Source organism: Paenibacillus sp. FSL K6-2441 (assembly GCF_037964765.1).
In the GTDB taxonomy this organism is placed as follows: Bacteria; Bacillota; Bacilli; order Paenibacillales; family Paenibacillaceae; genus Fontibacillus; species Fontibacillus phoenicis.
In genome coordinates this window covers 2,130,804-2,156,205 of sequence record NZ_CP150174.1, presented here as the reverse complement: position 1 = coordinate 2,156,205, position 25,402 = coordinate 2,130,804, and the positions used below count along the sequence as shown (strand labels likewise).

Genomic DNA, 25,402 nt, shown 5'->3' with positions numbered 1-25,402 from the left:
ATGTAAATTTGCTGCAGCAAAAAAGAAAACCCCCATGCTGATCATGGGGGTCTGCTCGGCTGATCGATTAAACAAAGGAAGGTTTCGTACGGTCTACGTCACCCGTGAGTACCTTCACATATTCCTTATCTCCGCCTTCGACGGACGGTCCAATATAGAGAATGCCTTTGGAACGGCTGGCTTGCAGCTTGCGTCCTTTTGCCGTCTTGGCATCCATCATCGCTGGGGACAGACGCTTGGAAGCCTTGGAAACCGGGGCAGCGCCTTGCTTCAGCTTCAAGTTACCTCGCTTCATATCGAATCCCCTCCAAGGATATAATCAATGGTTCGTAAGAGTTCATTATTATCGGATACAATGATGCCTAACTGCTCGTCGGTCAAGTGATGCCTGCCGGAAAAATGAACCGACAGCACATGCTCTCTACCTAAAGGATAGCATAGGATGTATACCTGTTCAACTTCAAGCCGGTTAAAGAAAGCCCATTTTGCGGTTAAATACGCATCTAACACGTAGATCGGCTGCTGGCCGGACTCCACTCGCTCTTGGTTCTCCTGAAAGGTGAAAAATCGGCCTTTCCCTACGTTGCCGCCGACTTGCCCAATCCCCTCATCTCCCTGCACCTTCCAAAGCGCAGCACCGGTAACCAGATACCCCGGAGGAGGAAGCATCGACGTCCGAATGGCCTCGCTCAAAGAGTTGTAACGCTCCTGCTCGTCGGATACGGTAATATTTTTGTTATAAGTCCAGAAGAGATGCAGGATCCGGCGTTTACGCTCCAACTCCATTTCCATTCTCGCGATTTCATTGTGGGGATCACGGTACACACCTTCGGCCAGGATCGCTTTAATCAGTGAACGGCAGGCAACGGCAACCGCAGCCTCCTCATTCCCATCCGTTCGCACCTCATATCTCAGTAACGTCAAGCCTTGAAGGTCGGATAAGAGATGATATTCTGAAACGTTCTCCCCTTGGATCAGATCATCCCTCTCTCTGATCTCCTGCGGGATGATGGCAAATACTCGCCTTCGCCCGAGTCTCCCCCAAAACAACCCCATCTCAAAAAGCGTGTTGTCCCGGGTGATGAAAACAAATTTCCCTCGATATAAAGCGATGTCATCCGGCGCAAAGATGAAAACCCCAAAATCATTCTTATGGAGTTGCTTCTCCAGCGATTCCATCGTGTAATCATTGCCTTCAAATGCGCCGGCATACCATGGAGTTACCTGGGCATATCGGTTGATCTGAGCGTGGATCCCGTTCGCGATATCCATCGCTTCCCGTGAGGATCCAATAAAGACGTTCGGCTTGGTCACATCCACAACTCCACAGCTCCTTGAAAAACGAATCATCTTTTCCTAATTATACCATCCCGATTCGTTTTGTGCAGGTTGATGGAATAACTGACGATGTCGTACACCGATGAAGACCGAAAGTAGGCTCCATCCCCCCGCCAGCAAGTAAACGTAGACAATTCCTACCCCCTCCGCGACGAAACTCATGAGCAGCAGAGATATCCCAAACAGGAAATTCTGCAACGCGGCTTGGGCTGACAGCACTTTGGGCAACTGATCCGGATCGGCGCTGCGTTGCGTATACGTTTGGCGGGCAACTCCGACTAGTTCGGCAAACGGACCTATCAAGAGCACAATACCCAGCGTCAAAACAGCGGAAGTGTTTAGCGCAAAGGCAAAGGTCAAGACGGCATATCCAAGCATACCGATCCATAGCGCAGGGTACAACCGATACTCCAGCTTGTTTACCAGAGCTACAATCAATATTCCGCCTAATACGGCCCCGGCAAAATAACCGGCGTTGATATACCCCCACCACGATTCATCCCGGTGTAAAATATCGCGCACAAACACAAGCAAAAATGCCCCCGACCATACCGAACTGCCTAACAGTTCCGTCATCTCCATGCAGGTTAATGCGCGCAATCTTGGCAATCGCAATAGGGTGATCCACCCCTCTTTTAACGTTTCCCAATGAGAGATGACCCGTTTGGATCCCCTATCTCCATATGCTGCCATAGATGTTGCATTTCGAGGTTCCCCTCCGATCGGATCTACGATTCGGGTCGTAGCCAACATGGCGATTCCGTAAGCTCCAGCAACCGCAACAAGAACCGGAAACGAACCAAACTTCGCCACAACCACACCGCTGAGTGCCCACCCTGCAAACTGGATGATTTGATCCGTCGCCGCGATCATACTATTCGCTTTCAGCAAAGTATCGTCCTGAACCAACCTGGGAATCAACGCGTTCCTCGCCGGTGTCGTCCATCCGTCGAGGAAGGAAATCACCAAGATTATTCCATACAGAATGCCCGGGGCAGTTCCGCCAACCCATGGGGAGACATATAATGCGAGCAACGAAAACAACAGAAACTGACCGCCTTGCGATATCGATAATATTGTGGTCAGTCGAAATCTGGCAATCACCAAGGGAGCCAGCAAGCTGCTGATCAACTGGGAGCTTACCCGAATAAAAGGAACTAATGTCGCAAAGATGATGGATCCAGTCTGATCCAGTACCAGCGTAATAAAAGCGACAATATACAGGACGTCCGCCATGTTGGACAAGGTCTGCGAACTCCATAACCAAAAAAAGGACCGTTTCATCCCCGTATCACTCCTTTGTTCCAAACCAAATAACCCGGAAACCCCGGGGTCAAAAAAAGGTTAGGTTCAAGAGTGAAGGATCAAATCGGTCCCATGCTTAAGCTCCTTATATAATGTTGATTCATCTTTGCTCACGTCTTAAGGCTCGTAAATCATCTTCCGCGTCATCCCGCCGTCGACCACCAGATGTGCACCGGTCACAAATGTATTGTCCGGGTGAGTCAAGTACAGACAAGCCCGGGCGATATCCTCCGGAGTTCCAACGCGTCCTGCCGGATGCTGCTTGTGATCGATCTCGCGCAGAGCGCCGTAATCCCCGGTTTCAATCCACCCCGGACTGATGCAGTTCACGCGGATGCCATCCGGGCCAAGCGATACAGCTAACGCATGCGTAAGCGACACAATCGCTCCTTTGGAGGCGGCGTACGCCTCCGAACCGGGTTCCGACATGAGCGAACGCGTGGAGGAGATGTTCACGATGGCTCCGCCCCGGCCGCTTCCCTTCACACGTTTGGCCATCTCACGGGAAGCTAGAAACGTACTGCGCACGTTGGTATTCAGCACATCGTCCCATTCCTCTACCGTAAGCTCGTAGGTGGATTTAAACCGCGATACTCCCGCATTGTTGATCAAAATATCAATCCGCCCCAACTCACGCTCGGCCGTTTCCATTAAGCGAACGATATCAGCCTCCTGGCGCACATCACAAGGCACGAATAGGGCTCGGCCCCCGGCCTGGCGAATTGCCTCCGCCGCCGATTTGCCGGTTTCTTCATTAAGCTCCGCCAGTACGACGGACGCACCTTCCCGGGCGTAAGCTTCAGCCACACCGCGGCCGATGCCTTGCCCCGCTCCCGTTACAATCACAGTCCTATTTGCAAAAGACATGTCTCGAAACTCACCCCTTCTGTCCGCTTTCCGCGATGTGACAGATTAACCCCGACAGCCAATCGTCCAGCGCTTCGAAACGATATCCCGCCTCATGCGCTTTAGTATTGTCCATCACCCACGAGCTTGGGATGCCAAATGGAGATCGATGCTCCTGAGCCGTTTCGCGTTCGATCAACGCTGTTTTGCCGGTGATGGATTCAATGAGGCGGATGATTTCTCCAATGGTAATTTCCCCATCGGAACAAGCATTAATCGGCCCGGTCAGTTCGGATTCCCCCAGCCAGGCCAGAAACTTCGCCGTTTCCGCCGAAGTGATAAACGAGATCGCCGCGTCCGGGTTCGGTACGCCAATCGGCAACCCCTGCTGAACATGCTCGACATGAAAATGCAACCGCCGTGTATAATCATCCGGCCCTAATACAATTGGAATCCGCAAGGCGCTCACCGGAAAATCTGCCTGTTGGAAGAATGCCGCTTCAGCCAACCGTTTTCCTTCCCCATAATCAAACGCCTGCTTATCGCCAAGCTTCAGTTCATAATGATAGGGATCAAAATCAGCTTCGGTTAAAGGCGATTTACCCAACTTGTAGACGGATAAGGTGGAGGTCAAAATATATTTCCCGACGCGCTCCTTGAATGCCCGCACCGCGGCAAGCGCTTCGTTAGGCGAAAAACAGATGTTATCGTACACCAGATCCCAAGGTCCAGCCTCAGCCGCCGCTTGCAACGATTTCTCATCTGTACGGTCCAGCCGCAGCTGCGTAACTGGAGAATCAAACTGGACCTCCGTTTGTCCCCGGGTCGCAACCGTTATCTCGTGCAAGCCCGAACTTGCCAGCAGGTTAACCAATCTTTTGCCAAAATAACGAGAGCCGCCAAGCACTAAAATCTTTGCCATTTCTTCTTCCTCCTCCATCGCCGGATATTGAGTCACCTTCTAACGAGCTTAACGCGTCGCAAACGTACTTTTGATCAAAGATAAAGCGCTTAGCATCCCAAAGAAAAACAGTTGCGGATCTCGCACGATCTCGAAATAACCTACGATATAAATCTGTTTCACATAAATTGTAATAATCGGATAGATCAGCAACAGGAAGCTCGGTACAAATACGAAAGCAAACAGCGGCCGATGGAACTTCCGCCGGTTTGGAAAGCCGTTCAGGAAGCTTAAATACAATCCAAATGCTAACCCGTACACGATTTTGCCGATCAAGCCGTAATCGATTTTACCCAGCGTTTGCGTCTTGTTGTTCATCATGTCGATAAACTGATGCCCGTAATACATCAGCACCAGCGCTCCCAGCATCCAGATAAAATAATAAAAATACCCTTTTGAGCTCTTCATGTATCCTACTCTCCCTATGTATGGATCAAAACCAATAATAATCAAATTTTATCATGAAACGCAGGGAGAAGCAGGAAGTTTTGTTGCCGGAAGGGATTGCATAAAAACCTAACGGACCTCAGAGTCCTTATTTCGTTGATTTTGTGCTTGTAAAAAATCTAACGGACCTCAATGACGTTATTAGCCCTTGGTTTGCCTTGAAAGGAGCAAATTCCAGGATATAAGGTCTCTGGAGTCCGTTAATTATCGATTTTAAGCGTTTGGACTCAAAATAACGTCATCTGAGTCCGTTATCTGTTAGGTCTTGGCGATACCCCCTCGTTCAATGAGGCAGCCGCAGCCCCTCCTCCCCCTCGACCAGCTTTAACAGCGGCCAGCGTCTGAGCCAATCTTTGCCGTTGACCCGCTTCCGGAACACGTCGTGATCGTGAAAATACGGACCCTGCCGAACTTGAAGTGACAGGAGATCGTCCAGCCCAAAGGGCGCGATCAGCTCGACCTCCCCCGCAGCGTTCAAGCGTGCGCCAACGGCTGTCGCTGTTTCCGGCCAATGGCGCATGGCATCCTCGACGGAGCGGTAAGTGGCCGTCCCATTACGTAAATGCATGCGCGCCTGATTTTTCACCGACCAATTTAGCCGAGGATTCCGTTCGCGCAGCCGTTCATCATAGGCTTTCTCCGCCTCTTCATCCAGACACGCCGGATCATAATACAGCACGTCCACATCGTGCAGCGGCGTCCGTTCGGCATAGCCATGAAGCACGTCCCAGACAAAGTTGCGGATATAACCGGCGGCAATGCAGCCCTGAGGCAACCTCAGCTCAGCAACGAGCTGCAGATCGGCCATTATCTCCGGCTGACGACGGATCGCCTCGCGCAAATCGGCTGCACCTGCAATCGTTGGCATCATCAACTCCCCGCCTCCTGCTCTTTTAATGCTTCATCCTTTGGCAGCAGGACGGTGAGCAGACCGATCAACGGCAGCAAGGAGCATACCTGCATAATGAACAGAATGCCTGCCTGATCGGCAAAGTTCCCCAACACGGCGGAACCTAAGCCGCCAAGTCCAAAGGACAAGCCGAAGAACAGGCCGGAGATCAGCCCTACCTTTCCCGGCAGCAGCTCCTGCGCATACACAACGATAATCGAAAAAGCCGAGGACATGATCAGGCCGGCAATGACGACAAGTACACCTGACCAGAACAGGTTAGCGTAAGGCAGTAGCATCGAAAACGGCGCCGTTCCAAGAATAGATACCCATATGATGTTGCGCCGACCATACCGGTCCGCGATAGGCCCGCCAAAAAACGTGCCCACCGCCGAAGCTGCCAAAAAGGCGAAAATATACCATTGAGCCGTATCTTTAGCAACACCGTAGTGATCCATCAGGAAAAACGAATAAAACGTCGAGATGCTGATCGAGTAGACGTTTTTGGAGAATAACAACAGCACCAGCACGGTGATGGCCAGTATGATCTTGCCCCGGCTGAGGCGGCTCTTTGGCCGAGCGGCTCCGCCCGCGGCTGCCGAACCTGTTGTACGCGGCTTACGCGGTTTCAGATCCTGCCCGCTGTACCATTTTGCCACGAAAAACTGGATGACGATCGCCGCCACCGCCGCCAAAGCAAACCAAGCGACGCTGGTCTGACCCAAAGGGATAAAGATCAAAGCCGACATGATCGGACCTAACGAAGCTCCGATATTCCCGCCGACCTGAAAAATCGACTGCGCCAGCCCGCGTCTCGGACCTGCAGCCAAATAAGCAACGCGCGACGACTCCGGGTGGAACACCGACGAGCCCAGCCCGATAGAGGTGACCGCCAGCAGAATCAATGGATAGCTGGGGGCAAAGGCCAGCATGACGATGCCCGCCAGCGTAAAGCAAACGCCAAGCGGCAGAATATAAGGCCGGGGCCGAACATCCGAGTACAAACCGACCAATGGCTGAAACACGGAAGCCGTCATGTTCATGGCGAACGAAATCCAGCCGATTTGGCCGTAGGATAACAACAGAGATTCGCGCAGTACCGGGAATAAAGCCGGGATCGCGGATTGCATCGTATCGTTTAATAAATGCACCGTGCTGATCGCAAAAAGAATCGGATAGACCGTGAATGCAGGGTTAGCCGTTTTGACGGCGGTTGACTGGTTCATCTTGACCTCACATTTTTATCTGATATAGGATGGTTTGCTTCATTTACTTTGGAACGTTTTTATCCGGATCCGACCCAAAACGTTGGTTGCGGTTTAACCCATCCATCGCCTGAATCTATGCCTTTCAGTAACTCATGCTCCAGCAAATGACCTTAGCCCAGCGGCGAGGCTTCCAGATGAAACGCAGTCTTGCAGATGATATGGCAACTTCGACATGGGTTTCGTCCTCCTTAGGTTCAGGTGATTTCTGGTAATATCCTACATCAAGTAAACCGAATTGAACAGAGAACAAACCAAAAAGACTGCCCAAAGGCAGCCTCAAAGGTGAAAATTTCATATTTAGATAGTTAAGTATGATTAAGTATAAGTATATAAGATCAGGCTGTTTCTCTAGACCGGCGCAGCTTTTGTCTGGCGCGATACAACACGATTTTGAAATGGGATAACGAGATGCCCATCAAATCCGCCGACTCCTGATAAGAGAAGCCCTGTACGTCATACAGCAGCACCGCATGTTGTTGATTGGGCTGCAAAAAAGCCAGCTGCGCGTATAGTTCCCGGCGGTTTTCCTCGCCAAGCACGGATTTCTCCGGTGTATCGTCACTCGGATAACGGTGGAAAAATTCATTTTCGTACGAGGACGACCGGCTTTCCTTCCGCAGCAAGTCGATATAAGCGTTATGGGCGACGCGAAGAAGCCAGGCCTTGGCCCTTTTCCCCTCTGCTTCGTGCAGGTGCATCAGCGCCCGGCAAAACGTCTCCTGCATCAAATCCTCAGCGATATGCGAGTTACGGCACATACTATACAAATATCGAAAAACGTCATTTTTATATTCGCGGTAAAGCAAATCCATAGAACGAGTCTTCATGATTGATTCCTCACTTTCTCCCGGCTTTCAGAGCAAGGCTGTCTTTATATCTCCGCCATACTTGGTCCATTATGCCGAATAGAGTTTGCGTCCCGACTAAGAAATTGTTAAGTTTTCCTTAAGAATTTACTGCGTTTTCCTTAAACAAAAAGACGCCATCTGGCGTCATCATGCGAATTCTAGTTGATAGTTCATGCACCGTCCCGGCGTAACCGCACCGTAAACGCGGTACGATACTCGTTGCTGTCCGCTGAGATTGTGCCATGATGCAAATCGACGATATGCTTGGCGATCGCGAGGCCAATGCCGGAGCCCCCCGTCTGGGAAGCGCGCGACTTCTCCACACGGTAGAACCGGTCAAACAGATGCGGCAAGTCGACGGTCGGGATCGGATCGCCGTAATTCACAACCTCTGTGATGATTTCATCGCCTTCCTGCCAGCCGCGAATATCCAAATACTTGCCATCGTGGCCATACCGGATCGCATTGGTCATCAGGTTCTCGTAGACTCTGCGAAGCTTGTCCCCATCCGCCTGAACGTACAGCGGCCCATGCAGGTACAGCCGGCATTCCATGCCGTTCTCCTGCAACTGCCAGCCGAAATGGGCAGCCATTTGATGGAGCATCTCCGCCAGATTAATCCGCCTGAACTCCAGCTTCATCTCCTTATTCTGCATACGCGTATATTCGAACAAATCCTGCAGCAGCTGCTTTAATCGAAGCGACTCCTCGTAGGCCATGCTGACATAATAACGCAGCTCAACCTCATCGCGGTAACGGTCCTCTTCGATCAGTCCCAAATAACCGGTAATCGAGGTAAGCGGGGTGCGCAAATCATGGGATACGTTGGTGATCAGCTCATTTTTCGTCTGCTCCGCCCGTCGCTCGTCCTCGATGGATGTGACCAACCGATCGATCATCCGGTTGATATCGGTCGCGAGCTGTCCAAGCTGCCCGACGTTCTGCACAGGGATTTTCCGTACGGAGCCGGCTTCGATTTTATGGACCTCTTCGATCAGCTGCTCCAAGTATCGCTTCTCTTGACGGCGGAGGCTGCGGCGGTAAAAATATAACGAAAACAGCATAAGAATCGGCACGCCGGTTAAATAATACGCTTCCGGGAAACCGATATTTCGGTTAATCCACATCACCACATTGTACACCGTCATACTCGGGAAGGTGAGGAAAAACAACCGCGCCAGCAAAATAAGCAGAAACAGCGAAATGAGTGAAGTGACGACGGTCCAGAACAACCAGGCAACAAAACGCAGGCTAGCTTTCAAGTTTGTAGCCGACCCCCCATACGGTACGAATCAGCTTCTCCCCATCCATTTCCTTCTCCAGCTTATCACGGAGGCGGCTGATATGCACGGTTACAGAATTGCTGCTGTCCAAATATTTGTCCTTCCAGATCAGCTCGAAGATCTCTTCAGAACCAAACACCCGCCCGGGATGGCTGGCTAACAAATGCAAAATGCCAAATTCGATAGGCGTCAGCTTCAGCGGGTTGCCGTCTACGGTCGCCGTGTGCGTTTCTTTGTCGATCGCCAGCGAGGCGATCTTGATGATATGATCCTGCGATGACTGCGTTGAGCTTGGCGGCTGTGCTGTATAGGAGGAGCGGCGAAGCAGCGATTTGACGCGGGCGACGAGCTCCAGCGGATTAAACGGCTTCACCATGTAATCGTCCGCTCCGGTCATCAGCCCGGTAATCTTGTCCATATCGCCGTCCTTGGCGCTAAGCATTAAGATCGGCGTGGTCTTCGATTCACGGATCTTCATACAGACAGATATTCCGTCGAGCCCGGGGAGCATCACGTCAAGGATCACCAAATCAACCTCATCCTGCTCGGTGATCTCCAGCGCCCGCAAGCCGTCCTCCGCCTTCAGGACATGATAGCCTTCATTCATCAGATATATTTCGATCAGTTTTGCGATTTTTTCGTCATCATCGACAATTAAAATACGTTTACTCATTCATCCAATCATCCTTTATTTGAGCTGGTTAGACACGAGCACACAATACCATCATACCATGTCTCTTGCCTCCAAATCCAAATAAAAGGTTACAATTTCCACCGATTATGGTTTCCAGCGGAAAGGGATGAACACGTTAAAGCTTGAGCCCTTGCCAGGCTCGGAAGTCACCGTAATCTCACCTTGATGGATGTCCACGATTTTTTTGACGATCGACAGTCCCAGCCCGCTGCCCCCATCGCTGCGCGTGCGGGATTTGTCCGCTTTATAAAAGCGTTCAAAAATATGAACCAAATCCTGCTCGAACATACCGATCCCGTTGTCTGCCACCGTCACAACCGCCCGTTCCCCTTCAGACGTGAGGGAAACTCGAATTTCCCCGCCTTCCGGCGTAAACTTGATACTGTTATGAAGCAGATTCATCCAGACCTGGCTAAGCAGATCCTCGGCGCCCTCCACCTCCAACGCTGAAACTTCCATCTGTATTTGAATGTTCTTGGCGAGCCACTGAGGTTCACAAGCCAATACTACGTTTTGCAGTTGGCGATCAAGCCGAAACCGGTTCGTTTGCAGCGAGGCACGGTCCGTCTCCAGAGCGGAGAGCTTCAACAAATTGTCGCTCATCTGCGCCAAACGGCGGCTTTCCGATTCGATGATCTCCAGGTAATGGTTCCGTTTCTCTGGAGATAAGTCCGGTCTGCGCAAAGCTCTGGCAAAGCCGCGGATCGAGGTCAGCGGCGATTGGATTTCGTGCGACACGTTGGAGATGAAGTCTTGTCGCATCGTTTCCATTTGTCCCAAAGCTCCGGCCATTTCGTTAATGCTGTTAACGATGGTTTCAAACTCTCGCATCCGTTCGAATCCGACGATCCGAACCGAGAAATCCCCTTGGGAGATCCGGCGAATCGCGTCGATCACGATGTTCAGGCTTCTCAGTTGACGGGGCCGGAACATCGCGGAGATCAGAAGCACGACCAAGAAGAATAAGATGACTCCGAAAATGACATTCAGCAGATCGATGACATAAGCAGAAAAAGGAGGCTCCCATTTTCGGTAAACCGCTGCGGTTACCCAGCGCGCCAAAGACCAAGTCGTACCAAAACAGGCGAGGATGACGAGGATCTGGCCGATTCGGAGCAATATCTCTCCTGCTCTCCTCCAGAAGGTCAACGTTCACACACCTCCAAACGATACCCGAGACCGCGGATCGTACGAATCTTAAATCCAAACGTTTCCTCGGGAAACCGTTCGCGCAATCGATTAATATGCACATCTAGCGTGCGTTCATTTCCTTCAAAATCGTATCCCCAGATTTCCTCAATAAGCTGCTCCCGGGTGAGGGTTCGCCCTGCATAACTGCCAAGCTTGAACAGCAGCTCGAACTCCTTAAGCGGCAGCGTAATGCTGCTTTCGCCGCTTTCAACTTCAAATGTTTTGCGGTTCATTCGCAGCGCGCCAATCGTCACGGTTTGGGAGATCGACACCTGATAGCGCTTGAGCAGCGCCTTCACCCGTGCGACGAGCTCGGCCGGTTCGAACGGTTTGACGAGATAATCATCCGTGCCCAGCTCGAAGCCCTTAACCACCTGCCGAGTCTCCCCCTTCGCCGTCAGCATGAGCAGCGGCATATCATAGTATCGGCGCAGCTCACGGCAGAGGTCCCAGCCGTCCATCTCCGGCATCATGATGTCCAAAATCACCATGTCGACCTTCTCCGATTCCACCAGAGCGAGCGCCTTGCGTCCATTCTCGGCTTCCATCACCTGATCGATGCCCGCTTCCTCCAGGAACAGGCGAACCAGCTCGCGGATATGCTGATCGTCGTCAACTACGAGAATTTTAGCCATGTTGCATCTCTTCCTCCTCGTTTTCGCGCGGTTCCGACTCTTCTCGGCTTGCGGCGATTTGCAGCTGCTGCGAGGCGAACTCGCGATACATGGCGTGCTGACGCAAGAGCTGCTCATGTGTGCCTCGGCCCGTAACCTTCCCTTTTTCGATAAAAATCAGCTGATCCGCCCCAATGACGGTGGAGAGACGGTGGGCGATGACAATCGTCGTCCGGCCTTTCATGAGGTTATTTAGCGCCTTCTGGACGACGATTTCCGAGCGGCTGTCCAGGCTCGAGGTCGCTTCGTCCAGCATGAGGATTTTCGGATCGCGCAACAGGGCCCGTGCAATCGCGATCCGCTGCCGCTGCCCGCCGGACAGCTTAACCCCGCGCTCGCCGACATCGGTATCGAACCCGTTCGGCAGTTCGGCGATAAAGCCGTCAGCATAAGCCATCTCCGCCGCCCGCTGCAGCTCCGCTTCGCTGACTTCGCGCTCGATGCCGTAGCACAGATTCTCACGGATGGTTCCGGCGATAATCGGGCTTTCCTGCGAGACGTACCCAATCATCCCACGCCAGGAGCGAAGCGAAAACGAATCGATGGGGTCATCTCCCAGTCGGATACTGCCCTGCTGCGGCACGTAAAACCGCTCCAGCAAGGAAAATAACGTCGTTTTGCCGCCGCCGCTTGGGCCAACGACCGCCGTTACCGTCCCCGGCTCCATCGTAAAGGAAACGTCCTGCAACACCGGCTCGTCCGGTTTGTACCCGAAGGTAACCCCGTCCACGATTAACGGCTGATCCGCCTTCGTAATCTCCTGACCTTGGCCAAAAGGCTCCTCCTCGGCATCCAGCGTTTGGAGAATCCGTTCCGTAGCGCCTTTGGCTTTCTGAAGTTGGGTGAAAAACGTCGTCAACTGCGTCATCGGCATGACGATCTGAACGAGGTACAGAATAAACGCCACCAGTTCCCCGGCGGACAACCCGCCGCCCGCCACCTGCATCCCGCCGTAGCCAATTACCACGACGAGCAGCATCATCATGACAAAGGCCATAAACGGGCTAATCCATGCCATGACTTTGCCCTCCCGCACGCCGAAGGAGAGCAGTCTGCCAATCGCTTGGCTGCCGCTTTCATATTCCTTCCGCTCCGCGTTCGATGCTTTGACCAGGCGGATTTCGGACAACACCTGGCTTAAGGCCGCTGTAAAAGATGCGGTCTCGTCCTGCATGGCCAGCGAAATTTTATACATCGTCCGGCCCAGCGGTACAAGAATCAAAGCGGCAAGCGGGATCACCGCGAACATCACCAGGGTCATTTTCCAGTTCAAGTAAAATAGAACGGCCACCGCACCCAGAATCGAGATGATTCCGCTGATAAAGCCGGAGACCTGTTCGGAGATCAACGTTTTGATGATCCCGGTGTCATTGGTCATTCGGCTGACCGACTCCCCGGTCCGATTGTTGTCGAAGTAAGATACCGGCAAGCGGAGCAGCTTCTTCCATAAACGATCCCGCAGGCCAGCAACCATGCGCTGACCGGTATAATTCAGCAGGAAGATCGATAGTCCCGAAGCGACGGACATCCCGACAAATGCGGCGCCGATCCACACGATCTGCGAACCGCTGATGGAAGACAACGAAAAGCCGTCAACAAGATTCTTCGTGAACATCGGAATCACGAGGCTGACCAACGTTGACAGCAAGCTGAGGACGATCGCGACGGCAAACAGCGGCAGCGGCGGCTTCGTTTCCCGCAGCAGGCGGAAAAACGCCTTTGAGCTTCCACCACTTGTGCTCACTTGACGATCGGTATCTTTAAAATTGAAGTTATTCCTTGGCATGTGTTTCTCTTCCCTTCCATCTCTATCTGAAACAAGACGAGCCGGAAATACCGGCTCTAGGAAAAAGACTACATTCGGAATTTAAACTGAAGTTAAACAAAATAAAACCTTAACTAGTTTCCCCTGAAAAAGTCAGGGTGTTTTGAGCATAATTAAAAGGAATTCAGCACCTCAAAATGGAAATTGTTATTGACGAGATAACAAAGTTCCACACCCCGAGGGAAGAATTCCTTTGCTATAGGAGTTCAACAGAAGCCCTCGGGAATCCTTCCAAGAGGTGAAGAAAATGTTGAAACTTCGAGACGAGCAATTGACCATCTGGGATGCCATTCTCCCGGAATCTGTTAGAAAGTTGCCGGTCGAGCTTGCAATCATAGATCAATTACTGGACGACGACCGTTTTCTTCAACCGTTTACTGAGTTGCACCCGAAAGGCAAGAAAAGCGGCCGTCCTACGCTTGCAATTGAAAAGTACATCCGTCTTATGGTCCTGAAGCATAAATACAATTTGGGCTACGAGTCACTCGTGAAGGAAGTCGGTGACAGCATCACATGGCGAATGTTCTGCCGGTTTGCCATCGACGAACCGATGCCCGACCCGTCTACGCTCATCTATGCCCGCAAACGCTACGGCGACAAGATCGTCGAAGACATCAATGCCGCACTCGTAAAGCAGTGTGAGGAAAAAGCCGTTCTGAAAACCCGCAAATTGCGCACGGATACGACGGTTGTGGAATCCGACATCCATCACCCGACAGACGCTACGCTGTTGCAAGATGGCGTAAAAGTCATCACTCGAACGATTCAGAAAATCCGGAAAGTCGCCTCCCACACTGTTCAAGGCTTTGAAGATCGTACGGCAGAAATCAAGGAAAAGATTCTGTCCATCGCGAAAGTTCTACGTCGCCGCACCCGTGAATCTTGGGAAGAAGTTGACCGGATCACTGGGAGCGTAATCGAAGTAGCCGAGAACGTTGTGAACAAGGCGCAAGCCGTTATCGAGAAACTGCAAGACAAGGGCAAAGCTGCTCTTCGACAAAGTAAAACCAAACTGACCGAGGCGGTCACGCTAACCGGCAAGTTGTTGGAACAAGCCAAACAGGTCGTTTCCGGCAATCGAATCATCGCAGATCGGATCGTCAGTTTCTTTGACCCGGAAGCAAGACCGATTAAGAAAGGTAAGCTGGCCAAAGGAACTGAGTTCGGCTACAAGGTGCGAATCGACGAGACGGAAAGCGGCTTTGTGACCGGCTACGCTGTCTACGAGGGGAACCCCTCGGATGATGAACTGCTCGTTCCCGCTGTACAGGCGCATATCAAGCAATTCGGCAAAGCGCCGCAAGCTGTAGCGACCGACCGCGGTTTCTCAAGCAAGAAGAACGAAACGGCCATTACCGAACTTGGTGTGAAGCGAGCTAGCTTGCCGCGAAAGGGCAAAAAAGGCATTGCCCGATCCGAGTACGAAAACGAATTATGGTTCAAAGACTTGCAGCGTTACCGTGCAGCTGGAGAAGCGAAGATTAGTCTTCTCAAGCGGAAGTACGGTTTGAACCGCAGCAGGTATCGGGGCTTTGTCGGCTCAAAATGCTGGGTCGGCTTCGGGATTCTGACCCACAACCTGCAAAGAGCGGCAAAAATGCTCCAAAACTAACATGGAAACCGATCATTAGGGAAAGTTCCCCCTCACAACCCAGCCAGCAACCCGAAACTATTTTTGAAAATCGACTTTTTCAGGAGCAACTAACTAGAGATTCTCCACTTCCACGCTGATGACATGGTTAATCTTCCGGAGAAAATGGTACAGCTCCGTCGTATACTCCTTCTCCGATGCGGTAATCACCATATCGATCCGCTGGCGTCCTTCCTCCAAGTCTTTGATTTTCAGCCGCCGAATCCGGTGCTTGTTCACTTTCGTTCCTTGTTCTGGATCACCGCTGCATTCGATGATACGAATCAGTTCGGTTACGTTGCCGTGATCCTCCATGACGATTTTGATGGAGACATCGCGCTGATTCAGCTTATAGGGTCCAATCCATTTAATGATATAGGGTACGACATTCACGGAAATGATCAACAGAACCACCGTTAATGCAGCAGCCAGATAAAACCCGGTTCCGATTGCGATCCCAATCCCGGACGCTGCCCAGATCATCGCCGCAGAGGTAAGGCCGGAGATCCCCTCATTGCTTCGGCGAAGTATCGCCCCTGCCCCCAGGAAACCGATCCCGCTGACGATTTGCGCAGCTAGCCGCATCGGATCCATGTTCGGATGATCCGGTCCGGCGAATTTGGCAAACGCCTCGATCGACACGATCGTAACCAAGCAGCTGGCAATACAAATAACCATACTCGTCTTGATTCCCAGCGGTTTCTGCTTTAATTGCCGGTCGATACCGATAAATAACCCGAACAATAGAGCTAGGCCAAGCTTTACAACCATTTCCATTTCGTTGTTCATGATCGCAACTCCTTCAAGTATATAAGGTGAGTATAATTGTATTCGGCACTTTGGTGCAAATCGAACATACCCGCCCAGAAGATAAAAAAGAGACCCGGCTAACGGATGGATCTGCCCCTGTCAGCAAGAGTTTCTTGGACTTACTACTTCACAAGTTCAGAAAAGATATCGTCAGGGTTCGCTTCAGAATGAGAGTGCACAAATTGATCATATGATCCCTCAAAAGTGAACCTCCCCTGGTTCAGTAGATGAATCTTACAATCCACTTTCTGAAAATCATGCAGCGTATGGCTTGATAGTTAGAGGGATAATTTTCTAATATTGTTAGATTTTCTGTTAGACTCATTTTATTTTTTCCCTGCTTCGTTGGTCAAGAAGAAAAAAGCCTGAACCGTATTTAAACGGCTCAGGCTTCTGAAATTGCATATCAGATAAATTAGAATCTTGCAGCCAGCTCGGCAGCGCGTTTTACGCCATCTTGAATAATTTCTTCGGCGCGGTCTTGGAATTGATTATGCCCCTCGACCACAACGGCTTCCGGATCGTTAATGCCCCAGAAGGCCAAGGTGTTCTTTACATAGTTCAGAGACATTTCCAGCGCACTCATTGGACCTTCGGAATAAACGCCGCCGCGCGCTTGCAGCAACGCTACTTTCTTGCCGCCGACCAGGCCAACCGGACCTTGCTCGGTGTACTTAAACGTTTTACCAGCTTGGTTCAAGTAGAACAGGTAGGTCAACAGCTGTGCCGGAATCGTGAAGTTCCACAACGGGAACGCAAATACGACTTTATCCGCATTCAAAAATTGCTCCAGATAACCATTGGCCAAGTCAGCAGCTTTTTGCTCTTCTGGCGTTGTCGGGATCCCATTATTGACTTTGAACAGCCCGTTTAGCATATCCAAATCATAATAAGGCAGGTTCAACTCGAACAGGTTCAACTCGGTGATTTCATCATTAGGATGAGTTTCTTTGTAAGTTTGCAGGAAGCTTTCATACAACTTTACAGTAGCAGATTGCTCTGCTGGGCGATTATTGGCTTTGACAAATAAAACTTTAGACATCTGTGGTTTCCCTCCAACTCTTTATCTTTACTTTCTTTTTTCTAGTTACTCTATATTATCTTGTAACTGATTTAACAATGGTAATGATAAAGGCTAACTACCACTTTGTCAATTACAGATTCAAAAAAATCAAACTTCCTTCACTGCCGTGTTGCCTGCGTTCCACGTCCAAATTTGCTGCGAACCTGCTCTGCTGCCGCCGTCATTTGCCGCAGCGCTGCGACCGTTTCGTGTTGTCCTCTCGTTTTCAAGCCGCAATCAGGGTTCACCCAGAAAAGTTCCGGGTCCAAAACTTGGAGCGCCCGCTCGATTAACCGTACCATCTCCTCCGCAGACGGGACGCGCGGGCTATGAATGTCGTAAACCCCCAGCCCGATTCCAAGCGGATACGTATGCTTCTCAAAACTCTGGATCAGCTCGCCGTGGCTGCGCGACGTTTCGATCGAGATCACATCGGCATCCAGCGCACGGATCTCCTCCAAGATATCGTCAAATTCGCAGTAGCACATATGCGTATGAATCTGCGTCGTATCCCGGACCGATGAGGTCGTCACGCGGAACGCCTTCACCGCCCACTTCAAATAGTTCGCCCAGTCCTTCTGCTTGAGCGGCAGCCCTTCGCGCAGCGCAGGCTCGTCCACTTGGATCATCTCGATCCCCGCTTCCTCCAACGCCTCGACTTCCCTTCGCAGAGCCAGAGCAATTTGATAAGCCACCTGCTCCCGGGACAGGTCGCTGCGAACAAAGGACCAGTTTAGGATGGTGATCGGTCCCGTTAACATCCCTTTCACCGGTTTGTTCGTCAAGCTCTGGGCATAGGCCGTTTCCTTAACGGTCATTGGCTTCGCAAATTCGACGTCTCCATAAATGATCGGCGGTTTTACGCAGCGCGTGCCGTAGGACTGTACCCAGCCTCCTTGCGTAAACGCAAATCCCGGAAGCTTCTCTCCGAAAAATTCCACCATATCGGTGCGCTCGAATTCACCGTGCACCAATACGTCGAGCCCGATCTCCTCCTGGAGCTCAACCCATTTGCGGATTTCCGCTAGAATGAACGCCTCGTACTTCTCTGGGCTCCACTCGCCTTTACGCCATTTCTGCCGGGCGGCCCGAACCTCGGCGGTTTGCGGGAAACTGCCGATCGTGGTTGTAGGCAGGAACGGCAACTGCCACTTTGCCTGCTGCTTCCGCCGCCGATCGGCGAAATCGCTGGCGCGCTCGGCCGGAGCCGCTGCAGTCTGCGCTGCTTCTTCCCGCACCGAAGCAAGGCTGCGGGCCGGATCTGCGGCAAGTACAGCCAAGGCGCGACGATTCTCGGCGAACTGCACCGGCTCTGGTTCTTCCCCATTTGCCGCCCTGCTTAAGCTCACCAACTCCTCCAGCTTCTGCTCGGCAAAGGCCAACGCATCGCGCAATACCGGATTAAGCCGCTCCTCCCCTGCAGCAGATACCGGGACATGCAGCAAGCTGCAGGAAGGCTGCACGATCACATCCGGCGCTCCGGACTGGAGCGAAATCGTCTTCACCAGGCTAAGCGCCTCATCTAAATCCGTACGCCAAATGTTCCGCCCGTCAATCAGTCCCGCTCCTATCGTCTTGCCAGCGGGAAAGCCGTAACGCCGGAGCGCTTCCAGGTTACCGTCCCGGCCGTGTACGAAATCCAACCCCAAGCCGTGCACCGGCAGTTCAATCAGATCTTCGTATCGTTCAACCGCATCAAAGTAGGTTTGCAGCATCAGCCGCAGTCCCGGAACCTCCTGCGCGATCGCCTGGTAGATCAAGCGAAGCCGGTGTACGTCCTCCTCACTTAAAGAGACAACGATAGCCGGTTCGTCGATTTGCACCCAATCTGCGCCCGCCGCCTTCAGCTCGCGCAGCACCTGTACGTATAGCGGCAGCAGCTTGCGGGTCCAAGTCTCGACTTCCCCCGCCGTTTCCCCCTTGGACAGCTTCAGCAAAGTAAACAGCCCAAGCAGTACAGGCCTTCCGTTGATCCCGAGCTCCTGTTTCGCTTCCAGATAAGCCGCCAGCGGCCGATTGACGGTCAACTTGGGATCTCGGTTCCCAAGCTCAGGCACGATATAATGGTAGTTCGTATTAAACCATTTGGTCATCTCACTGGCGGTCGCTTGGTCGTCGCCTCTTGCGATGGCGTAATACAGATCAAGCGATACTTGGTCACCGTTCCATACGAAGCGCTCCGGTACTAGGCCAAACATCGTCGCTGTATCAAGGACGTGATCGTAATACGTAAAATCGCCCACCGGGATGACATCAAGTCCCCGATCCCGCTGCAGACGCAGGTTGTTCAATCGAATCTCTTTTAATCGAGCATGGAGCTCCGGCTCCGTGATTTTTCCTGCCCAATAAGCCTCGATCTGCTTCTTCCATTCCCGTTGTCCTCCGATTCTGGGATACCCCAGATTTCCGCTAACAAAGTCCCCCATATTCATTGCCTCCCATTGGTAAGTTCAAAACGCGCCAATCCGTAAAGCACAAAAAAGGTCCTCGATAGCATGGCTAAAGAGGACCTTCGATCCGTTGTTCGATGGCTTGCAACTTTAACACCTCCCTATCTCCCGTAGGTACAGCAGTGCTGTCGAAATAGGCAGGTCTCCTGGCTTCGGCATCATCGCCGGATGTGACCTTCCCAATGATTACATCACCAGTGGCATCTCACACATCCGACTCCTCCGTTACAGTGGCGGGACCGCGCCGGCATTGCACCGGACTTCCCTTTTAAGCTCCGGCCAATCCTGGCCGGAACACCTATTTCCGCTATATTCGGTTGGAATATACCTACCATCTTACTTCATCTGCCCCGCGAATACAATATCAAACAGATCGGAATTAACTTATTTATGCAATGAGAATGGGAATCAAATGACAACATTTTCGACAACTTTCATGTGATACATATCACAATGCGGTCTTCGGACCCATCGTACGATGAAGGTACATCAAGGAGTTATTGCTTAACCATTTCAGATAGAAAGAGGAATGACCGATGAAATCGCGGAACATCCCGAAGCATCTATTGCTTAGTTTGTGCTGTCTGGTCATGATTGCCGCAGCATGGTTTGCGTTCCCATCGGAGACACCCCAGGTCAGTGATACCGTCCTGCAAGAGGAAGAACAGCATCTCCATCCACCGCCAGTTGAGCCAATCATTCAACGGGAAGGCCATACCGTCCGCATTGAAATGACCGCGCAGCAAGCGGATATCGAGATTTCCGAAGGCGTCACTTATCCCGCCTGGACACTTAACGGTACCGCCCCCGGGCCGGTGTTGCGCGTGAAGCAAGGCGATCAGCTGGAGTTTACCTTAAAAAACCTAGATCCAGATATGCCGCATTCGATGGATTTCCATGCGGTCCATGCCGCTCCAAGCGAGAAGTTCGTTGAAGTGATGCCTAACGAGCACGGCACGTTTACTTATCCCGCCAACACGCCAGGCGTGTTCATGTACCATTGCGGAGCAAGTCCGGTACTGCTGCATGTAGCCAATGGGATGTATGGGATGATCATCGTTGAACCGAAGGACGGATACCCTACGGACTCGGATATCGACCGAGAATATACGATCGTCCAAAGCGAGTGGTATGCGGCAAATGATTTGGATGCTTTTCAACAAGGTGATCCGGAGTATGTTGTGTTCAACGGCGATGATTTTACGTTAAAAGAACACCCCTTGCTCGCCAAAGTCGGCGACAAGGTTCGGCTGTACGTCATCAATGCGGGACCAAATCATGTTTCTTCGTTCCATGTGGTTGGGACGACCTTTGATCGCGTCTATCTGGACGGGAATCCAAGCAATCAGCTGTACGGCATGCAAACGGTGTTGCTTCCGGCCGGCGGCGGCGCAGTCGTTGAGTTTACCGTCATGGAAGAAGGCGATTATCTGATTTTGACCCATCAGCTGGGTGATGCTAACCTCGGAGCTACGGCGATCCTGCGCGTAAGCCAGGACGGGACAGATCATGGAGAACCGGTGATGAGCCATTAATGAAATACCATTTTCACGCAAATTCATAAACGAGGTGACGTTGGATGAATCGACAAGACGCCAGAATTGTAGAGCTGGACGTTCGAGAGCAACTACGGAACAAACTGGAGCCGTTCCAGCTCATCATGGATACTGTCAAAAAGCTGGAAAAAGACGATCTCTTCGTGCTTCACGCCCCCTTCAAGCCGACCCCTTTGCTCAAGCTTCTGAAAATGAAGGGACTCGTCGGCAAAGCGGTGATGCTAGACAAAGAGCATTGGATCACGACATTTGTCCATAAGAAAAACAAGGCATGGCTCGAAGAGGAAAACGAATCCGTACCAGTTGAAGCAACCGCAGAGATTGCTCCGGCATCAACGGGTGGATCCGGCGAATCTGCCGCCAGCCCTAACATCATCACGCTGGACAACCGTGGTCTGGAACCGCCGCAACCGATGGTTCGAACGCTGGCAGCCTTGGATCGCTGCAAATCAGGTGATGAGGTGCATATTCACAACGACCGGGTACCGGTATTTCTTATCGAGGAATTAAACAGCTTGGGCTGCACCTATACGGTGGAAGAACAACCGGATGGGACGGCCAAAGTCCAAATTCGCAAACCTTAAGGAGGTGAACCTGATGCCGGCCATGTCCCGCCTGCCCTTTCTCTTTATCGTCACCGGAATCTTCGGATTCGTCCTGTTTCACGCCACCTCCCTGATGTCACTCACAGGCTGGATCGGCGATGATATCCGCGGCCCGGCCGGCTGGTTCCAGGTGCACCTGTTTGTGCTGGGCTGGGCAACCATGCTGGCGATGGGTGCCGTCTACCAGCTGATCAACGTTATTTTGCAGTCGAAGATCTACAGCGAACGTCTCGGGTATGTGCATTATACACTTTTTACGATTGGTCTGTTTGGTCTGCTATTTGGCTTCATTCAAGGCGACACGTATTGGATTGGCGGCTTTGCCACACTCGCATTCTCTGGAGTTGTCCTGTTCGTTTGGAACCTGGCCGCCACATTGCTGCGGGCCGAAACGTGGAACGCGATCACCATTAGCACTGCCTGCGCGGTGTTTTACCTGCTGCTCACCGGGTTATCCGGGATGGCGATGGGGATCAATTTTGCGACCGGTCTTTACAACGATTTGCACGAAAACCTATTTGGTACGCATATCTGGCTGGGGACGCTAGGCTGGTTTGGTCTGTTGATCACCGGGTTCAGCTACAAGCTGTTGCCGATGTTTTATTTGTCCCATAACTATCCAACCCGGCTGGAATATGTCGTCTTAGGGGTATGGAACGCAGGGGTTCTGCTAGGCGCGACTTCCTTTCTGTTTGGTTTGCCAACAGGCTTCAAAATTGCCGCGCTGCACCTGATTGTTGTTGCCGTCCTTTGTTATAACGTTCATCTGTTGCAAATCCGCAGCAAACGGCATAAACGCAGCCCGGGGGCAGGCATTGAATGGACAGTCACCGGAAGCCAAATCTTTGCCGCCTTTGCGGTCATGTTTGCGGTTCGGGCACTGGTGTCACCAGGGCAACTGCTGGAAACTCAAACTGTTCTTACAGCCGGCTTTGTTTACTTAAGCTACTGGGTGTCGTTCACGGTGCTTGGATACGTGTCCAAAATCGTACCGTTCCTGTGGTGGACCTACAAATACGGCAAGCAAGCCGGACGCCCGGGAACGCCGGTACTGGCCGACCTGCTGGACGAACGGAAAGTGAATCTCGGGTTGACCTTGATTCTCTGCGCGAATTTGACCGTCCTCATCGGCATCGTGACCGGATCATCGATCGTTATTGCCATCGGAGGCGCCGTATTATCCATCGTTTCGGTGGCTTATATCGCTTTGATCGCAATGGTGTTTGCTCATTAACGACAATGCAAATGGAGGTTAGTGGCCATGAATAAAATTGAACAAATCCGTGAATGCCTGCGTGAGGTTTATGATCCCGAGCTGGGCGTAAATATCGTTGATCTAGGGCTGGTATACGACATTCGGGAAGAAGATGATCATGTCTACATTCAGATGACTTTAACAACGCCGGGCTGCCCGATGCATGATACGATTGTTGGCGGTGTTCGTTGGGTTCTTAACGATCAACTTGGAATCCAAAACCCGGTCATCGACGTCGTCTGGGAGCCGCGCTGGTCGCCGGAGCAGATGTCGGAGGCAGCCAAGGAGCAGTTGGGGTATTTTTGAGGTTGTGATGCAACGGGATAATCACGTAAGGGATGCCACACGCATGCAGAAATACAGCTCTCCTTATCAAAAAAAGCTGGCGACTTCATCTGCTGGATGAGCCGTCAGCTTTTTATTTTACGATCAAGATGCCTTTCATTTCCTTGTGGTTCTTGCCGCAGGAGATGTTGCAGGAGTACTCAAAGGTTCCGGCTTGGTCAGCCGTAAACGTAATCGTTTTGCCTCCGCGGACTTCTTTGTTGTATCCTTTGATTTTCAACGAATGCATCCCCTGCGTATTTTTGAGCGTAATCTGCACCGTATTGCCCCGTTTGACCTTGATTTCCGTCAAGTCGTATCCCGATGAGCTGGCATGAACGGTAAACGACTTCACCGGTCCTGTTGTTTCCGCCGCCGGCTCAGATTCGCCAATATAGCGCCCTGGGGCGTCGGCACATGCCGATAGCAGAAGCATCCCGGCCGCGAGCAAACAGGCAACAGCACCCAAACGTTGATTCATCAGCTTCTCTCCCCTTCTTGAACTAAGAGCTACTCTCAGTTTAGAACGGGAAGGCTTCACGCTTTGTGATTTCCGTCACAACTTCGACATTTGTCCCTGCAGCCATTGAAATCACCCTCGCGGGTCGATCCACCCTTGCTCCAGCGCATAACGCGTGAGTTGTACCCGGTTTTCCAAATGCAGCTTTTGCAAAATGTTTTTAAGATGGTTTTTTACCGTCTGATCGGAAATGTGCAACACCCCGGCAATCTCCCGATTGGTCATGCCCTGCGCAACCCAGCCAAGGATCTCCCGTTCGCGGGCAGTTAGCGGAGGTTGTTCACCGCTTGTCCGCCTGTTCACCGGAAACTCCTGCAAAATCCGCAAAGCCAGCTCACTGGATAATGGCGCTTCATCGCTGGCGATCGCCCTTAAATATTCCAACCAAGTTCCGGGCTCCAAGTTTTTGAGCAGGTATCCCTGGGCGCCTTGCTTCAGCGCTTCAAACAGATGAGCGGCGTCATCCGATACCGTAATGAGCACGATCTTCACATAAGGGTAGCGCAGCTTGATCTCGCGGGTCGTTTCCAAGCCGTCCTTGCCCGGCATGCGGATATCCATCAAGATCAAATCCGGCATCCACCGCTCCGTCTGGGCAATGGCCTCGTCGCCATTTTCCGCGTAAGCCACGATTTCAAAGGAATCATCCTCGGCTAATATCTCCCCGATCGCTTCCCGGGCATGAGGATGATCATCCACGACCAACACGCGAACCTTCATCTGAACCGCCGCCTCCCCGAATTTGAATCGTCGTCTCTCCTGGCTGGGACGCAACCGTCAGCTCCCAGCCCATCTCGTTCGTCCGCTCTCGCATGATCTGCAGGCCGTAGCGGCCCGGTCTGGCTTGATCCTCTTGCGCGAAGCCGCACCCGTGATCTGTGATCGTGACGGTGAAATCCTGCGCATCTCCCGATGCCGAGATCTCGATGGCTTGTACGCCCGCATGCTTGGCTGCGTTAATCACCGCTTCCCGCAGGCAGGACACCAGCTCCATCTTCGCCTTCGCCGGCCAGCCCGCTTCCTCCAGCTGCCAGTCCAAATGCAAAGTGAGCTGCTGTTCAACAGCGATTCGACGGACGATTGCCGACATGGAGGCTTCATCCGCTTCGCCTTCCCGAGAGTCTGGCGGAATCCGCAGGTCGGAAATCGCCTCCCGCACATACCGGTTCACTTCATGGATCGATTTGCGCAGCCCGTTCCAATCATACGAACTACCTGCCGCCTGCTGCTGCCGTTCTGCCCGGTCCACCTTGACGGAGAGAAGGAACAAAGATTGCGCGATCCCATCATGCAGCTCACGAGCCAGCTGCTCCCGCTGCTCCAAACGGGCCTTCAGCGCCCGCTCCCGCTGCAATTCCTCCTGCATGCGTTCCAAGTTCGAAAACCAGCGATATTGCAATGTAATACTCACCGCAAACAAAATGACCGGCGTCAACACATTCCCTAGCTCCATCGACACAAACGGCATGAGAAATTGGTGGCGTACCACCTCCCACACCCCGACCACCAGTGTTGGAACAATCAGGATCAACCATTTCGTAAATTTATAGGACATCGTCTAACCCCTTAAGCCGTTTTCCTTCGACTTAACTTTACATAACCCGAGATTGGGCTGGCAAG

The 25,402-nt window shown here is 52.1% G+C and carries 25 protein-coding genes and 1 riboswitch; of the genes, 5 read left to right on the top strand and 20 right to left on the bottom strand.

What is annotated here, in order from left to right; all coding sequences use genetic code 11:
* Positions 1-67: 67 nt before the first annotated feature.
* The 14 genes from NSQ80_RS09725 to NSQ80_RS09660 all read right to left on the bottom strand — a co-directional run bounded on the left by NSQ80_RS09725 (position 68) and on the right by NSQ80_RS09660 (position 13,530).
* Positions 68-295 (bottom strand): hypothetical protein, encoded by a 228-nt coding sequence (locus NSQ80_RS09725; protein ID WP_009223167.1) that lies wholly within the window; start codon positions 293-295, stop codon positions 68-70.
* Complete coding sequence (locus NSQ80_RS09720; RefSeq protein WP_339302111.1) at positions 292-1,320, bottom strand: TIR domain-containing protein; 1,029 nt, start codon at positions 1,318-1,320, stop codon at positions 292-294. The genes NSQ80_RS09725 and NSQ80_RS09720 overlap by 4 nt, the downstream gene beginning before the upstream one ends.
* Before the next feature lie 36 nt (positions 1,321-1,356).
* Positions 1,357-2,622: an MFS transporter gene (locus NSQ80_RS09715; protein ID WP_323076493.1), complete on the bottom strand. Its 1,266-nt coding sequence runs from the start codon at positions 2,620-2,622 to the stop codon at positions 1,357-1,359.
* Positions 2,623-2,760: 138 nt separating this feature from the next.
* Positions 2,761-3,510 (bottom strand): glucose 1-dehydrogenase, encoded by a 750-nt coding sequence (locus tag NSQ80_RS09710; protein ID WP_339302110.1) that lies wholly within the window; start codon positions 3,508-3,510, stop codon positions 2,761-2,763.
* Positions 3,511-3,520: 10 nt separating this feature from the next.
* Positions 3,521-4,411, bottom strand: a complete 891-nt coding sequence (locus NSQ80_RS09705; RefSeq protein WP_009223156.1) for an NAD-dependent epimerase/dehydratase family protein — start codon at positions 4,409-4,411, stop codon at positions 3,521-3,523.
* A gap of 48 nt (positions 4,412-4,459) precedes the next feature.
* Complete coding sequence (locus NSQ80_RS09700; RefSeq protein ID WP_009223155.1) at positions 4,460-4,858, bottom strand: hypothetical protein; 399 nt, start codon at positions 4,856-4,858, stop codon at positions 4,460-4,462.
* A 322-nt stretch (positions 4,859-5,180) separates the two neighbouring features.
* Positions 5,181-5,768: a nucleotidyltransferase family protein gene (locus NSQ80_RS09695; RefSeq protein ID WP_339302109.1), complete on the bottom strand. Its 588-nt coding sequence runs from the start codon at positions 5,766-5,768 to the stop codon at positions 5,181-5,183.
* Positions 5,768-7,012: an MFS transporter gene (locus NSQ80_RS09690; protein ID WP_339302108.1), complete on the bottom strand. Its 1,245-nt coding sequence runs from the start codon at positions 7,010-7,012 to the stop codon at positions 5,768-5,770. Before NSQ80_RS09690 ends, NSQ80_RS09695 begins: the two co-directional genes overlap by 1 nt.
* Before the next feature lie 377 nt (positions 7,013-7,389).
* The gene (locus NSQ80_RS09685; protein ID WP_009223152.1) at positions 7,390-7,881 is read right to left on the bottom strand and encodes a sigma-70 family RNA polymerase sigma factor; all 492 of its coding nucleotides are present in this window, start codon (positions 7,879-7,881) and stop codon (positions 7,390-7,392) included.
* A 191-nt stretch (positions 7,882-8,072) separates the two neighbouring features.
* Positions 8,073-9,164, bottom strand: a complete 1,092-nt coding sequence (locus NSQ80_RS09680; protein ID WP_009223151.1) for a HAMP domain-containing sensor histidine kinase — start codon at positions 9,162-9,164, stop codon at positions 8,073-8,075.
* Positions 9,154-9,858 carry a response regulator transcription factor gene (locus NSQ80_RS09675; RefSeq protein WP_009223150.1) on the bottom strand — a complete coding sequence of 235 codons (705 nt, stop codon included), beginning with the start codon at positions 9,856-9,858 and terminating at the stop codon, positions 9,154-9,156. The genes NSQ80_RS09680 and NSQ80_RS09675 overlap by 11 nt, the downstream gene beginning before the upstream one ends.
* A 105-nt stretch (positions 9,859-9,963) precedes the next feature.
* Positions 9,964-10,998: a HAMP domain-containing sensor histidine kinase gene (locus NSQ80_RS09670; RefSeq protein WP_232282199.1), complete on the bottom strand. Its 1,035-nt coding sequence runs from the start codon at positions 10,996-10,998 to the stop codon at positions 9,964-9,966.
* Between the two features lie 26 nt (positions 10,999-11,024).
* Positions 11,025-11,705 (bottom strand): response regulator transcription factor, encoded by a 681-nt coding sequence (locus NSQ80_RS09665; RefSeq protein ID WP_009223148.1) that lies wholly within the window; start codon positions 11,703-11,705, stop codon positions 11,025-11,027.
* Entirely contained in the window at positions 11,698-13,530 is a 1,833-nt protein-coding gene (locus NSQ80_RS09660) for an ABC transporter ATP-binding protein (protein ID WP_339302107.1), read from the bottom strand. The genes NSQ80_RS09665 and NSQ80_RS09660 overlap by 8 nt, the downstream gene beginning before the upstream one ends.
* A gap of 286 nt (positions 13,531-13,816) precedes the next feature.
* Between NSQ80_RS09660 and NSQ80_RS09655 the strand changes: the two genes are divergently transcribed.
* Entirely contained in the window at positions 13,817-15,181 is a 1,365-nt protein-coding gene (locus tag NSQ80_RS09655) for an ISNCY family transposase (protein WP_019007868.1), read from the top strand.
* Positions 15,182-15,274: 93 nt separating this feature from the next.
* Here NSQ80_RS09655 and NSQ80_RS09650 read toward each other — a convergent pair whose 3' ends face one another.
* The 3 genes from NSQ80_RS09650 to metE all read right to left on the bottom strand — a co-directional run bounded on the left by NSQ80_RS09650 (position 15,275) and on the right by metE (position 19,498).
* Entirely contained in the window at positions 15,275-15,988 is a 714-nt protein-coding gene (locus tag NSQ80_RS09650) for an MgtC/SapB family protein (protein ID WP_009223146.1), read from the bottom strand.
* Between the two features lie 436 nt (positions 15,989-16,424).
* Entirely contained in the window at positions 16,425-17,051 is a 627-nt protein-coding gene (locus NSQ80_RS09645) for an FMN-dependent NADH-azoreductase (protein WP_009223145.1), read from the bottom strand.
* 140 nt (positions 17,052-17,191) lie between these two features.
* Positions 17,192-19,498 carry a 5-methyltetrahydropteroyltriglutamate--homocysteine S-methyltransferase gene (metE, locus tag NSQ80_RS09640; RefSeq protein ID WP_339302106.1) on the bottom strand — a complete coding sequence of 769 codons (2,307 nt, stop codon included), beginning with the start codon at positions 19,496-19,498 and terminating at the stop codon, positions 17,192-17,194.
* A gap of 142 nt (positions 19,499-19,640) precedes the next feature.
* Positions 19,641-19,839: riboswitch (cobalamin riboswitch) on the bottom strand.
* A gap of 219 nt (positions 19,840-20,058) precedes the next feature.
* Between metE and NSQ80_RS09635 the strand changes: the two genes are divergently transcribed.
* From NSQ80_RS09635 to NSQ80_RS09620, 4 genes are read left to right on the top strand one after another with little or no spacing between them, the layout of a single operon-like run.
* Positions 20,059-21,057, top strand: coding sequence for a multicopper oxidase domain-containing protein (locus NSQ80_RS09635; protein WP_009223143.1), 999 nt, complete (start codon positions 20,059-20,061; stop codon positions 21,055-21,057).
* Positions 21,058-21,101: 44 nt separating this feature from the next.
* Positions 21,102-21,662 (top strand): DUF2249 domain-containing protein, encoded by a 561-nt coding sequence (locus NSQ80_RS09630; protein ID WP_260069924.1) that lies wholly within the window; start codon positions 21,102-21,104, stop codon positions 21,660-21,662.
* Between the two features lie 13 nt (positions 21,663-21,675).
* Positions 21,676-22,917 carry a hypothetical protein gene (locus NSQ80_RS09625; RefSeq protein ID WP_339302105.1) on the top strand — a complete coding sequence of 414 codons (1,242 nt, stop codon included), beginning with the start codon at positions 21,676-21,678 and terminating at the stop codon, positions 22,915-22,917.
* Positions 22,918-22,944: 27 nt separating this feature from the next.
* Positions 22,945-23,244 (top strand): iron-sulfur cluster assembly protein, encoded by a 300-nt coding sequence (locus NSQ80_RS09620; protein WP_036643790.1) that lies wholly within the window; start codon positions 22,945-22,947, stop codon positions 23,242-23,244.
* A 112-nt stretch (positions 23,245-23,356) separates the two neighbouring features.
* On the opposite strand, the gene NSQ80_RS09615 is transcribed toward NSQ80_RS09620, so the two are convergent.
* From NSQ80_RS09615 to NSQ80_RS09605, 3 genes are all read right to left on the bottom strand, one after another.
* The gene (locus NSQ80_RS09615; protein ID WP_260069922.1) at positions 23,357-23,743 is read right to left on the bottom strand and encodes a cupredoxin domain-containing protein; all 387 of its coding nucleotides are present in this window, start codon (positions 23,741-23,743) and stop codon (positions 23,357-23,359) included.
* A 111-nt stretch (positions 23,744-23,854) separates the two neighbouring features.
* On the bottom strand, positions 23,855-24,502 hold the full coding sequence (locus NSQ80_RS09610) for a response regulator transcription factor (RefSeq protein ID WP_260069921.1): 648 nt from the start codon (positions 24,500-24,502) through the stop codon (positions 23,855-23,857).
* Positions 24,474-25,337 carry a histidine kinase gene (locus NSQ80_RS09605; RefSeq protein WP_260069920.1) on the bottom strand — a complete coding sequence of 288 codons (864 nt, stop codon included), beginning with the start codon at positions 25,335-25,337 and terminating at the stop codon, positions 24,474-24,476. Before NSQ80_RS09605 ends, NSQ80_RS09610 begins: the two co-directional genes overlap by 29 nt.
* Positions 25,338-25,402 lie beyond the last annotated feature (65 nt).